9 protein-coding genes and 1 pseudogene are annotated in these 12,396 nt (G+C 64.1%); 1 reads left to right on the top strand and 9 read right to left on the bottom strand.

Annotated features, from left to right (window positions below):
* Positions 1 to 91: 91 nt before the first annotated feature.
* From IEV67_RS14390 to IEV67_RS14355, 8 genes are all read right to left on the bottom strand, one after another.
* Positions 92 to 2,884 carry an NACHT domain-containing protein gene (locus IEV67_RS14390; RefSeq protein WP_188437278.1) on the bottom strand — a complete coding sequence of 931 codons (2,793 nt, stop codon included), beginning with the start codon at positions 2,882 to 2,884 and terminating at the stop codon, positions 92 to 94.
* Positions 2,885 to 2,955: 71 nt separating this feature from the next.
* Positions 2,956 to 3,714, bottom strand: coding sequence for a hypothetical protein (locus IEV67_RS14385; protein ID WP_188437277.1), 759 nt, complete (start codon positions 3,712 to 3,714; stop codon positions 2,956 to 2,958).
* A gap of 385 nt (positions 3,715 to 4,099) precedes the next feature.
* On the bottom strand, positions 4,100 to 4,417 hold the full coding sequence (locus IEV67_RS14380) for a metal-sensitive transcriptional regulator (protein ID WP_188437276.1): 318 nt from the start codon (positions 4,415 to 4,417) through the stop codon (positions 4,100 to 4,102).
* A gap of 14 nt (positions 4,418 to 4,431) precedes the next feature.
* Positions 4,432 to 6,651, bottom strand: coding sequence for a heavy metal translocating P-type ATPase (locus tag IEV67_RS14375; protein ID WP_188437275.1), 2,220 nt, complete (start codon positions 6,649 to 6,651; stop codon positions 4,432 to 4,434).
* A gap of 74 nt (positions 6,652 to 6,725) precedes the next feature.
* A complete protein-coding gene (locus IEV67_RS14370; protein ID WP_188437274.1) occupies positions 6,726 to 6,986 on the bottom strand; it encodes a YHS domain-containing protein in 261 nt (86 codons plus the stop codon).
* 19 nt (positions 6,987 to 7,005) lie between these two features.
* Positions 7,006 to 9,333 carry a heavy metal translocating P-type ATPase gene (locus IEV67_RS14365; RefSeq protein WP_188437273.1) on the bottom strand — a complete coding sequence of 776 codons (2,328 nt, stop codon included), beginning with the start codon at positions 9,331 to 9,333 and terminating at the stop codon, positions 7,006 to 7,008.
* Between the two features lie 52 nt (positions 9,334 to 9,385).
* The gene (locus tag IEV67_RS14360; RefSeq protein ID WP_188437272.1) at positions 9,386 to 10,348 is read right to left on the bottom strand and encodes a DUF8832 domain-containing protein; all 963 of its coding nucleotides are present in this window, start codon (positions 10,346 to 10,348) and stop codon (positions 9,386 to 9,388) included.
* The gene (locus tag IEV67_RS14355) at positions 10,345 to 10,557 is read right to left on the bottom strand and encodes a heavy-metal-associated domain-containing protein (RefSeq protein WP_188437271.1); all 213 of its coding nucleotides are present in this window, start codon (positions 10,555 to 10,557) and stop codon (positions 10,345 to 10,347) included. Before IEV67_RS14355 ends, IEV67_RS14360 begins: the two co-directional genes overlap by 4 nt.
* A gap of 101 nt (positions 10,558 to 10,658) precedes the next feature.
* Between IEV67_RS14355 and IEV67_RS14350 the strand changes: the two genes are divergently transcribed.
* Positions 10,659 to 11,723, top strand: coding sequence for an NAD(P)/FAD-dependent oxidoreductase (locus tag IEV67_RS14350; protein WP_188437270.1), 1,065 nt, complete (start codon positions 10,659 to 10,661; stop codon positions 11,721 to 11,723).
* Here the strand turns inward: IEV67_RS14350 and IEV67_RS14345 are convergent.
* Positions 11,689 to 12,396: pseudogene (locus IEV67_RS14345) on the bottom strand (ISL3-like element ISPfr2 family transposase); the annotation flags it as partial. The gene IEV67_RS14350 and the pseudogene IEV67_RS14345 sit on opposite strands and share 35 nt — an antisense overlap.

The following is a 12,396-nucleotide window of genomic DNA, read 5'->3' as shown; positions in this document are numbered from 1 at the left end:
ACTGGCGTTCTTGGACCAGTGCGGGAGTGTCGGCATAAGGGCATGCATCAGTCCCCACGGCCTGCGAAACGAGCGCGACCGCAGCGCTGCATCAGCCGCTGATGTCCCCGAACGCGGTTGCGCCGAGGAAGTGTCCTCTCGGTGTCGATTGCATCGTGGCGAGCAGAAGACGTCGCAACAAGATGGGCGCGGCGGCTCGACTGATTGGCACTTTGTTCGCAGTGCGGACGAGGGCTTCTTGCGCCGCTGGATCCTCGAGGGAAGCGTGCCTCACGGCTTTAATCTCAAGTTCGGCATTGCCGAACGCGACAGCCTCTAACAGAAGGCTGTGATCAGGTACAGCAATCTCGTCGAGCACTTCGCGCGCCCGCTTCCACCCATTTTGATCCTTCGATGCCGCTCCAGCGGGCTGGTGATACTCGTCGAGCAGGGCTCCGATGGTGATTTGACGTACCGGCGCAGACTTTGGCCGGGACGCTAGATCAATGTTCTCAAGCTTGCTGCGGGCGAAACGCCCGGATTCGTTCCGATCTGATTTCCAATGCTGAAGTATTGAGACGGCGCTGAGATGCGATCTTCCAGTTGAGTCGAGGCCGTCGGCGAGTGCGTCGAGCACGATGTTTTCAGAGACCTGGTCACCGCTATTGACGGCATCTCGTGCTAACCGCGCCAACTTCTTGAGGTCAGGTCCGGGCCATCTGGTCGACTGCGTCATGGCCAGCGCGAGGAGCGATCTCCGGTGTGCGGGAACGCTCGATGCAAAGTTATCGTCGAGCAACTCGACGGAGAGTTGTGCACCGAACCCGAGGAAGCCGCCGATCAGTGAGTCGCTGTCGAGCTGTCGTAGCCGCTCAATGAACGCGTCGCGTTCATGATCACGCGAGCCATAGAAACGTCCTGCGGCGAGTAACCAGGTGTTTCGCCAATACGCCGAGGGTGCGAGGTTGGAAAGACGATCGAAGACGGTATGCGCGTCGCCCTTGACGAGCCACCGGGCCGCCATGTACTCCTGCAGGCTCCGCACCTCGAATTCGACGCGATCCTCGCCCTTCGGGATGAGGAGCACTAGCCGCTGCTTTGTGGCCTTCTCCAATTCGTCAGAGAGTCGATCCACCTCTCCCGCGTCGTACTGCTGCGCTTTGAGCCGCTCAGCGATGAGCTGCCTGACTTCCGCGTCAGGCAACGACGCAACGGTTTCGCCCGAATGCTCTAATTGTGCTTGGAGGCCCACCGCGACGCGTTCGTGTACCCACGCCACCTGTTCCTCGTGGGTGCGTAGGACCCTGCCCAAGCGGCCGGCTTTTCTGCTCTCTCGTGAGTAAATCGCCTTGTAGTAGCCGTCGAAGAGTTCGTGACGGGTGCGGGGGACCTCGAAGAGCTCCTCAACGAGGAACTCCATGATGGACACCTGAAGTGGTGTCGTCATGAGCTTCGCAGCATGGTTTTGAACGCTTGCTTCTCGCAATTTGTCAGTTAGTGCAGAGATACGTTCTGGGTCGGTGGTGAACTTGGTGGCAATGATCTGTCGCCCGTATTCGAATCCTTCGCTGGGGGTGAGCGAGCGAAGCTCGAGTCGTTCGGGGCGCAGTTCGTCGAACTCGTTCTCATATCCCTGGGGCCGGGTTGTGGCGACGATAAGCACGTCCCAGTTGCCCACTCTTGATTCGATGATGAGATCGTTCAGAGCTTGAACGACTGCACTACGGCTTGCAGGCGCCGGGACCTCGTCGAGACCGTCGAAGATCAGGACCCATGGCCACGCCGCGAGCCAAGACACCAGCTGTCCGGCAGTGACTGACGCCGCCTGATTGCGAAGCTGCCTCGCGATGTACTCCACGATCGTAAGGTCTCCGTTCTCGGAGATGGCGTCTGCGAACGAGGCGATATCGATAGTTACTGGCCAGCGCCGGTTTCGAGGTTGCGCGAGTCCCATATCGCTGATGCGGCGCCGCGTGTCTGCAATGGCCGCGTCGATGCGAGGCGAGATAGAGACCGTCTCGTCCTGGAGAAGGGCGACTCGATATGACTGCGCGACAATCTGTCCCAAGGTGCTCTTTCCTTGGCCGGGCCCGCCTATGACGACAAACCCGTAAGGATCCTCAGGCTTATGAGAGGCGCGAAGCGAATGATCGCCGCACTGCAGGATTCGCTGGATCGTCTGAACCTCTGATCCATATCGGCCCTTGGCCGGTAGGTCGATTGCTACGTCGCTTAGCTGAACCTTGGCGACATCAGTGATCTCGCCCGTGTCTAGCTTGAGTTCTTGTCGTGCCATGACCTGTGCGGCAGCATGTCCACGCAGAATAGGGCCGAGCTCGACCGCGCTCCCCTCGAGTACTTCGATGAGTCGAGTTAGGACGTCGCCGGGCGTGATGAAGCCCGCAAAGGTTCGCCGTATGCCGGTGTGCCGGTCCAGTAGCCGGCAGATGTGCTCGTAGTGCCAGACAGCGAAGCCCGCGAGACGTACTGGGTGTTCGCGAAGGACCTTCTCGACCTGGTCTAACCCGCCGCTTCCGGGGAAGGGCGTGAGCCGCACATTGGTGGCAATGATGTAGTACTGCGGGGCGGGGTCTCGCTCAGGGTCCGACCCGTTGGTCGCTATGAACCGATCCAGTTCCGAGGTGACGGCGGATGCGATTGAGGTCGCGTTGGTTGAAGTTGTTCCTTCGAAACGTATCGTCTTCGCTTGGACAATCCCGTAGCCATCCCACTGCCTGTAACTGGACTCGTCTGGGGTACTGACAGCCCCTGAGAACGTTGCTTCTCGGCCACCGTCGCGTCCGGCTCCGAACGTTGACACCCGTATGCCGAGCTCCGCTATGGCGAGTGCTTGCACCATGTGTTCGAACTCAGTCGGGCCAAGTCGGGCAAGGTCATAGTCCATAGGGACATCTTGGCGGATAGAAGGGACACTCCCGATCAGCGCTGAGCGCGGTAGCTCGGGGTGGTCTATTACTAGTGCACCGAGACGAGGCTGATCGCGCGTTCGTTCGCGTCGTACTTCAGAGCAATCAGCCGTCGTGTCGGCGTGCCATCTGCAGATGCAAACTCAGCCGTGACGGCAAACGTTGGCGTTCCCTCTTCGGCGTACTTCAGATCGTAAATGTACCTCTGCAGCAGCTTCTCGCGAATGACCCCGGCGAGTTCGTCAGGGGTAACGTCCTGGAGGCCGATACGAGTCATAAGGCGTAGCCGGTCGTCCTTCTTGAGTAAGTATCCGTCGAGTTTCAACGCGGGGACCACGATCGGACAACTCTCGACGTCGACGATGGTGCCAGTAATAGCAGCAAGGTTCAGCGTACGGTCCATCTCGGCGCCCGCGGTGTGCCCGATTTCGACCTTGTACGACAGGAACGTGTCGAAGTAGTCGTCCATCAGGCTTACGAGACGGAGCCCGTGGTCACGGAAACCGAACCTCATTGGATCTTCGCTGCCGATGACAGGTTCTTCGACGCCGTGGCCGACGAGCGCGATTCCGTCGCTGAGGAGCATCTGGCTGACCAGCGTGCTGGCAACGTAGTCGCGAACTGGGCTGGTATAGGAGACGTCGATATAGCCCCCGTAGCGCGGTTCGTCGAGAAAGACTGTGTGAAGATCTGAAACGTCTTTTGAAGTGAGGTTGCTGCAATAGACCGCGTGTTGCGTGTCCCAGTTGATGCGTCCGCCAGCGCCTGGCACACGGGAACGCTCAAGCTCAGGAACAGGGGCCCGCATGGGACCGATGCTATGCAGGTCCCCATGAAGCACGCTGGTACGCATGGTGCGGCGCAGCTTGGGCAAGTATCGTTGCGCAAACTGAACTGCGTAGTTCGATGAGGTGTCTTCCCACCAGTCGTAGAGAAAACGATCTGATGCCTACCATCCGGAGTAGGTTGCAACGCCGACTTGAGAACCGTGCGCAGACGAGCGAGAGCGCGGCCAGAGCAACAGCGATGAGGGCCGTGGCCGCGAAAGGGATCCAGGGCGCGGCGGTGTGCGGGATGGGGACGTGCAGGAGCCGCCCGAGGACTTGCACGACGCCGAGGAGGCCGAGGGCCCAGGCGGCGAGCATGGACAGCTCGAGCATCCAGAAGCGGCGCCAACGACTATCACAGATACATCAGCGAACGAGTCGCGCGATGGCTTGTGAGGCTTCGCGGATTTTGCCTTCGATGTCTGCGTCGGTTCGGGCGGCGTCTGTAACGCAGTGGCGGAGGTGGTCTTCGAGGAGTCCGACGGCGACGCTCTGCAGGGCGCTGGTAAGGGCAGAGATCTGGGTGAGGATGTCGATGCAGTACTTCTCGTCCTCGACCATTCGGTGCACGCCGCGTGCTTGTCCTTCGATGCGTTTGAGGCGGGCGAGGTAGCGGGATTTGTCGGTGATGTAGCCGTGGTTTGCGTGTTCGCAGGACGTCGCCTGCTCAGCGGTATCGGTCATGGGTGCTCCTGGTGTCAGTGCTTGTCGAGGACTATCCGGGTGGTGGTGTCGGGTCGGAGGTCGAGTCGGCGCAGCAGTTGTGCGTTGAGTGCGACGACGATGGTTGACAGCGACATGAGGATTGCTCCGACGGACATCGGCAGGACGAACCCGATCGGCGCGAGCACCCCTGCCGCGAGCGGTACCGAAATGAGGTTGTAGCCGGCGGCCCACCACAGGTTCTGCTTCATCTTCCGGTACGCGGCACGCGAGAGTTCGATGACGGAGAGGACGGAGCGGGGGTCGTCGCTGGCGAGGATGACGCCCGCGGATGCGATCGCGACATCGGTACCGGCTCCGATAGCCAGTCCGACATCGGCCTGTGCGAGCGCGGGGGCGTCGTTCACCCCGTCGCCGACCATCGCGACCTTGCGGCCTTCCTTCTGCAGCTCCTGGACCTTGGCGGCCTTGTCCTCGGGACGAACTCCCGCGAAGAACCGGTCGATCCCGAGGTCTTGAGCCACGGTGTGCGCGACGGCTTCGGCGTCTCCGGTGATCATGACGACTTGCACGCCGAGCGCGTGGAGTGCGTCGACGGCTTCACGGGACTCGGATCGCACTTCATCGGCGAGTTTCAGAGCACCGATCACTTGCCCATCCTGCACGACGTGCAGGATGATGGCGCCGTCCTGCCGCCAGCTGTCCGCCACAGTCAGCTCGCCCGCGTTCTCCTCCGTGAGCAGGTGCGGTCCGCCCACCCGAACCGTCGTCTCGTTTACGGTCGCGGTGACGCCAACGGCCGGTGAGGAGGTGAAGTCGCGGCTCGCGGGTACGGTGAGGTTCTTGTCGGCGGCCGCGCGGACGATGGCTTTGGCGAGGGGGTGTTCGCTGTCCGCCTCCGCGGCGGCCGCGAGGGCGAGAACCTGATCACGGTCGCCGCCGTCGGGTACCGAGACCTCACTCACGACGGGCTCGCCTCTGGTGAGCGTCCCGGTCTTGTCGAAGAGCACGGTGTCAACGGTGCGCATGCTCTCCAGTGCGAGCCGATCCTTGACGAGCACACCGCCGCGCGCGGCCCGCTCGGTGGCGATGGAAACGACGAGCGGGATGGCTAGACCCAACGCGTGGGGGCAGGCGATCACGAGAACGGTGATCGTGCGCACGACGGCGGCGTCGGGGAAGCCGAGCACGGTCCACACGAGGGCTGTGATTGCGGCTGCTCCGAGGGCGAACCAGAACAGCCATCCCGCGGCTGTGTCCGCGAGCCGTTGCGCCCGGGACGATGAACTCTGCGCCTCGGTGACCAGGCGTTGGATGCCGGCGAGAGTGGTGTCGTCTCCCGTCGCGGTGATCTCGATGCGAAGCCCGGAGTCCGTGGCGACGGTACCCGCGGTGACCAGGTCGCCGGCAGAGCGGGTGACGGTGGCCGATTCACCGGTGACCATGGCCTCATCCATGGATGCCCTGCCATCGACGATCCGCCCGTCAGCGGGGATGCTGCCACCGGGACGAATGACGACGAGGTCGCCGACGACGAGGTCGGCGGGTGAGACGGAGACGACCTGACCGTTTTCGATGCGTTCGGCCTCATCGGGCAACAGCGCCGCTAGCGAGTCCAGCGCGGAGGTGGTCTGGGCGAGTGAGCGCATCTCGATCCAGTGGCCGAGGAGCATGATGACGATCAGCAGCGCCAGCTCCCACCAGAAGTCGAGCTCGTGGTGGATCAGGCCGAGGCTCGCACCCCAGGAGGCGAAGAACGCGACGGTGATCGCCAGCCCGATGAGGAGCATCATGCCGGGCTTGCGGGCGCGGATCTCGCTGACGGCGCCGACGAGGAATGGTCGGCCACCCCATACGTACATGACGGTCCCCAGGACCGGGGAGATCCAGGCGAGAGCGGGAATATCCGGGAGGGTGTATCCGAGGATCATCGCAAACATTCCTGACAGTGCCACGGTGGGTACCGCGAGGATCAGCATGATCCAGAACAGTCGGCGGAACTGCCCCACGTGATCGCCGTGACCAGCATGGCCGCCGTGACCGCCGGCGTCCATATGCCCGGTGTGCTGCGCATGTTCGTCGTGGCCGGTCCCGTTTATCGAGGGCTCGTGCCGGTCGTGCGTCGCCGTCGTGGCGTGGTCCGCATGATGCTGATGCTGCGGGGCGTCGCTGGGGCCGGTTTCGTGAGATGCGTGGCCGTGGTGATCGTGATGCGCGGTGGTGTGTTCAACGTCATCGTTGTGCGAGTCGCTCATGGACCTATCCTCCTCGGGAATGGTGAAACCGTGTGAGGCCCGCATCGTGGCGAGCCTCACACGGAGGGTGCGGTTTAGGCTGCGGCCGCGTACTTTGCCGGGTCGGCGTCGAACAAGGGCCCGCATGCTGCGCAGCAGAAGTAGTAGCGGGTGCCCTCGAAGTCGCGGAACAGGCCGGCGGCTTCGGCATCTGCCTTGACCACGGTGCTTCCGGTCATGACGGGGCATTCGGCGAGATCTTCCGCCTGCGAGGCGAGGAGATCCTTGCGTCCTTCGGCGTCGACATGGGCGTGACTGTTGTGGCTGCAGCAGGAGCCAGCGGAGGTGTCAGACATAGTGTTTCCTCTTTCGATTTCAGTGGTGTGTTCCGACGGGAACCGCAGCTGTCGCGTCTTCACGCGGTGCACGGGCGCCTGCCGGAGAGGGGTCCGCCGCCTGGCTGCGGAATGAGCGCAGGCGGAGGCTGTTGCCGACGACGAAGACGCTGGAGAACGCCATCGCCGCGCCGGCGAGCATGGGGTTGAGCAGCCCGAGCGCAGCGAGCGGGATCGCCGCGACGTTGTATGCGAACGCCCAGAACAGGTTGCCCTTGATGGTGCCGAGCGTCTTTCGCGAGAGTCGGATCGCGTCGGCGGCGCTGCGCAGGTCACCGCGGACGAGGGTGATGTCGCTGGCTTCGATGGCGACGTCAGTGCCGGTACCCATCGCGAGACCTAGGTCGGCTTGAGCGAGGGCAGCAGCGTCGTTGACGCCGTCGCCGACCATCGCCACGACCTTTCCTTCTCCCTGGAGGCGGGTGATTACGTCGACCTTGTCTTTGGGGAGGACTTCCGCGATGACCTCGGTGATGCCGACCTCCGCCGCGATCTGTTCGGCCACGGCCTGGTTGTCGCCGGTGAGCAGCACAGGGGTCAGGCCCAGACGCTTCAGCTGTGTGATGGCTTCCGCGCTGGTGGCCTTGACGGTGTCGGCGACGACGAGCACACCGCGGGCGTGGCCGTCCCAGCCGACCGCGATCGCGGTCTTGCCCTGTCGCTCCGCATCGGCTTTGGCCGTGGCGAGGCGTGGGGGAAGGTGCTGTGACCAGTCGGCGAGCAGTGACTGGCGACCGACGAGCACTGCGTGTCCGTCGACGATGCCCTGGACCCCCTTGCCTTCGATGTTCACGAAGTTCTCCACGATGGGGAGGGTGCCGAGTTCTTGGGTCGCGGCCCTGGCGATGGCCTGAGCAATGGGGTGCTCGGACGCATCTTCGAGCGCCCCAGCGAGACGCAGCACGTCATTACGGGCGACGTTGTCGGCCGTGTACACGTCGGTGAGGGTCATCTTGCCGGTGGTCACAGTGCCGGTCTTGTCCAGAACGACTGTGTCGACCCTGCGGGTGGACTCGAGGATTTCCGGGCCCTTGATGAGGATGCCCAGCTGGGCGCCGCGGCCGGTGCCCACCAGAAGGGCGGTCGGCGTTGCCAGTCCGAGCGCGCACGGGCAGGCGATGATCAGGACGGCGACAGCGGCCGTGAAAGCAGCAGCGGCGGGGAATCCGGCACCGAGCCACACGCCGAGTGTTCCTAGTGCGATCGCGATGACGATGGGGACGAAGATCCCGGATATCCGGTCCGCGAGGCGCTGCACTTCCGCTTTCCCGGTCTGCGCGTCCTCGACGAGCTTCGCCATTTGCGCGAGCTGTGTGTCTGATCCGATCCTGGTCGCGCGGATCACGAGCCGACCTCCGGCGTTCACCGTCGCACCGGTGACCGAGTCGCCTTCGCGGACTTCGACCGGCACGGACTCGCCGGTGAGCATCGACGCGTCCACCGCCGATGTCCCCGAAACGATGACTCCGTCCGTCGCGATCTTCTCACCGGGGCGGACGACGAACTCGTCGCCCACGGCCAGCTCGGCGGTAGGGATACGCGTCTCCACGCCGCCGCGGAGCACGGCGACATCCTTCGCTCCCAGCTCCAGCAGGGCGCGCATCGCGGCCCCGGCCTGACGCTTGGCACGCTTCTCGAAATACCGGCCGGCGAGGATAAACATCGTCACCGCGGCCCCGACTTCGAGGTAGATGTTCGCGGCACCATCGCTGGGAGCAACGGTGAGCTCGAACGGGTGCGTCATCCCAGGAGCACCGGCCGTCCCGAAGAACAGCGCATACAGCGACCACAGCAGTGCAGCGAGAGTGCCCATCGAGATGAGCGTGTCCATGGTCGCCGCGCCGTGGCGGAGGTTCGTCCACGCCGCCTTGTGGAACGGCCATGCCGCCCACACGATGACCGGACCCGCCAGAGCGAGCGACAGCCACTGCCAATACGTGAACTGCAGCGCAGGGACCATCGCCATCGCGATGACCGGGATCGTCAGCACCACTGACGCGATCAGGCGGTTGCGCAGGCTCACGAGTTCCGCATCCGGCGCGTCGGCGTCTTCGTTGCGCGAGGGCTCATCCGGGGCGGGGAGGGCAGCCGTGTAGCCGGTCTTCTCGACTTCCGAGATCAACAGCGCCGTGTCGATGCCTGCGGGAACGGTGACCTTGGCCTTTTCAGTGGCATAGTTCACCGTTGCCGTGACACCGTCGAGCTTGTTGAGTTTCTTCTCGATCCGCATCGCGCACGATGCGCACGTCATGCCACCGATTTCCAGCTCCACGCTGGCGACGTCGGCCGCGGACTGCGTATCCGTCATGATGTTCTCCTCAATCACTGTTCGTTCAAGTAAGGCTGATGCGTATCGGCGTTCAGTGGCCGCCGTGGTCGTCGTCGCTCGTGTCCGATTCATCCTCCGAGGTCGAGACAGGCGATGCTCCCGCGTCGAGGACGAAGCTGGCGGCGTGGACTTCCCCAGCAACCTGGAAGTCCAGGTACAACAGGTAACGGCCAGCAGTGGGAACTTCAGCTGTGAACACCACGGTGGGACCGGCCACATCCCCCTCCTCGGGCTCCTCACCGTGCGCGTGAACGTGGAGGTAGGCCAGGTCGCCCTCGCGGAGTGCGACCAAGTGTCCGAACGCGCCAAGGTAGGGCTGCAACTGGGTCACAGGCTCGCCGTCTCGGGTGATCTCGAGCGTCAGATCGCTGCCCGTGCCGGCGGTGAGTTCTCCCGTGATGCTCACATCGAATCCGTCGGCCGTGTCGTGCGTCTTGATCTCTGTCGGCGGTGCCGGAGTGACAGTGCCGGCAACATCGACCGTGCGTGTGAGGGTGGCGCTCGCGCCGCCGAGCGCGGTGAAGTCTGCGTAGACGCGATATGTGCCAGCAGACTTCCACTGCCAGGGCAGCGCCCAGGTGCCGGTGGCGACGTCAAGGACCGGATGCACGTGCCGGTACTCGCTCCCATCGCTGCGCACGATGATCAGGTGAAGCTGTTTGCCGTGCGCAGTTTCGTACTCGGTGACGGGGTTCCCGGCGACATTGAGAATCTCGAAAGCCAGTTCCCCTTCGACACCGCTCTCAGACGGTGCCCGCACCGACCCGAGACGTAATTCCGACGCCGCAATCGACACGCCACTCACGCTCACTTCCTCAGCCTTCATGGCAGTGGTGGTGTCCTCGGCCTTATGCTCGCCATGCTCGGAGGAGCTGGCTTCCGTCCAGGCCGCGACGGTGCTGTCAGGGACGACGGCGCCACCGACGGCGAAGGCCGCAGCGAATACCGCCACAAGACCTGCGGCGTACGCGCCCAGGCGACCAGCGGTGTTCATCGGATCCGGACCGCCTCGTACCCGGCTTCGTCGACCGCAGCGAGAACCGCGGCATCATCGAGCGGCTGATCGCTGCTCACGATGAGCTTCCCGCTCTGGGCGGTGACGTCGATATCGGTAACGCCCGCGATCTGGCCGACCTCGCCGCGAATGGCGACCTCGCAGTGCCCGCAGCTCATCCCGGTGACCTGATACTCGTTCGTGCTCATGCTGCAACCTTCCTCAAAACGGATACCCCGGTGGGGTACTGCTACGCTCAACCGTATACCCACTGGGGGTATTCCTGTCAACTGTTGCGAAGGAGACGAAAATGACGTCACACGACTCGGATGTGCTCATCATCGGAGCGGGGGCGGCGGGGCATTCGGCAGCCACGACTCTGCGTCGCGATGGCTTTGACGGCACCGTGCGCGTCGTTCATGACGAACCTGTCGCGCCGTACAACCGCACCCTCGTGGACAAGGGCATACTCCCGGGGCTCCTCACACCCGTGCAGGCCGCGCTACCGTCGCTCGCGTCACTGGGTGTGGAGATCGTGTCGGGGAAGGCGTCCGCGATCGACCCGGCTGAGCGTCTCGTGCGACTCGCAGATGCAACGGAGCTCCCATTCCGATCTCTGCTGCTCGCGGTCGGGAGTACACCGCGTCCGGTGCTGCGGAACGGAGAGGTGGAGGGCGTGTTCCCGCTCCACCGTGCCGTCGACGCGCAGCAGATCCGATCTCATGTCGGCAGCGACTTTGCGGGACGAGTCGTGACGGTGCTCGGCGCCGGGCTGGTCGGGACGGAAGCGGCGAGTGTCTTCACCGCGTCGGGAGCACGGGTGCACCTTGTGGCTCGGTCAGAGGTCCCGCTGGTTTCGGCTCTCGGGACTCCTGTCGCCACACGGCTGCGGGATCTGCACCGCGAGCACACGATTTTCCACGGCGGCCGCACCGTGACGGCGCTGCGGCGAACCGCCCGTGGCATCGAGGTGCATCTCGACGATGCGCAGGTGTGGGAGTCCGATCTGGTTGTCACCGCGCAGGGCACGACTCCGGCGACAGCGTGGGTGCCCTCCGGCAGCGCGGGGGTCACTGTGGATGCGTCGCTTCGCGTCGAAGGGCTGCCCCACGTGTACGCTGCGGGCGGCGCAGTCCTGCATCCGAGCCCTGGTGGCGGACGTAATCGCATTGATCATTGGGACGATGCCGTCGCACAGGGAGCACACGCGGCCAGAGCTCTGCTGCATGACGTGACTCACGGAAACGATCCCGGACACTACCGACCGATCAGCGGCTACTCAGTGAACATCTACGGATCATCCCTGAATGGCGTCGGGACTGCGAGACCGGGAACGAGGCTCATCCCAATCGGGGGTGTAGGAGTTGGGGTCTGAAGCCGCCGGTCTCGAGCAGGCTTCGGGCGATGTAGTTGGTCAGGTTGCGGAACCCGAGTGCGGAGCCGCGCAGGTGTTCGAGCCGTCCGTTGAGCGCCTCGGTCGGCCCGTTGCTGGTGCCGGGTCGTTCGAAGTAGGCGAGCACGTCAGCGGCTCGCTTCTTCAGGGTCCGGCCCAGGGTGGTGAGCTCGGTGAGCACCTTGGGGACGCCGGCGCTGAGGTCGGTGATCAGCTTCTCCATGAGCTCGCGGCCACGTTGCCGGTCCTCGTGGCGATAGGCGGCGATCATCCGCTGGTAGACACCCCAGGTCGCCTCGACCTCGACGTGAGCGTCATCAACGAACAGCGCGCGTAGCCTGTCGCTCTGCTTGTCGGTGAGCAGGTCCGCGCCGGTGTGCAGCGTGCGCCGCGACTTGTAGAGCGGGTCGTCCCTGAACCCACGGTGCCCGTGGATCTCGAGTTGGACCCGGCGCCGGCACCTGTCGAGGGCGTCACCGGCCAGGCGCACGACGTGGAAGGGATCCATCACCGTGACCGCGTCCGGGATCTCCTCTGCAGCGGCGGTCTTGAACCCGGTGAAGCCGTCCATCGCGACCACCTCGACCGCGTCACGGAAGGCGTCGTCGCGGTCGGCGAGCCAGGTCTTGAACGCCGCCTTCGACCGGCCCTCGAC

This window comes from Microbacterium murale, assembly GCF_014635185.1.
GTDB classification, from domain to species: domain Bacteria; phylum Actinomycetota; class Actinomycetes; order Actinomycetales; family Microbacteriaceae; genus Microbacterium; species Microbacterium murale.
The sequence above is the reverse complement of the archived record's forward strand: the minus strand, read 5'-3'. Positions and strand labels throughout refer to the sequence as shown.

Bases quoted from the DNA above. Each gene is read 5' to 3' on its own strand.
- IEV67_RS14390 (WP_188437278.1), bottom strand. From the start codon at position 2,884: ATGGACTATGACCTTGCCCGACTTGGCCCGACTGAGTTCGAACACATG.
- IEV67_RS14385 (WP_188437277.1), bottom strand. From the start codon at position 3,714: ATGCGGGCCCCTGTTCCTGAGCTTGAGCGTTCCCGTGTGCCAGGCGCT.
- IEV67_RS14380 (WP_188437276.1), bottom strand. From the start codon at position 4,417: ATGACCGATACCGCTGAGCAGGCGACGTCCTGCGAACACGCAAACCAC.
- IEV67_RS14375 (WP_188437275.1), bottom strand. From the start codon at position 6,651: ATGAGCGACTCGCACAACGATGACGTTGAACACACCACCGCGCATCAC.
- IEV67_RS14370 (WP_188437274.1), bottom strand. From the start codon at position 6,986: ATGTCTGACACCTCCGCTGGCTCCTGCTGCAGCCACAACAGTCACGCC.
- IEV67_RS14365 (WP_188437273.1), bottom strand. From the start codon at position 9,333: ATGACGGATACGCAGTCCGCGGCCGACGTCGCCAGCGTGGAGCTGGAA.
- IEV67_RS14360 (WP_188437272.1), bottom strand. From the start codon at position 10,348: ATGAACACCGCTGGTCGCCTGGGCGCGTACGCCGCAGGTCTTGTGGCG.
- IEV67_RS14355 (WP_188437271.1), bottom strand. From the start codon at position 10,557: ATGAGCACGAACGAGTATCAGGTCACCGGGATGAGCTGCGGGCACTGC.
- IEV67_RS14350 (WP_188437270.1), top strand. From the start codon at position 10,659: ATGACGTCACACGACTCGGATGTGCTCATCATCGGAGCGGGGGCGGCG.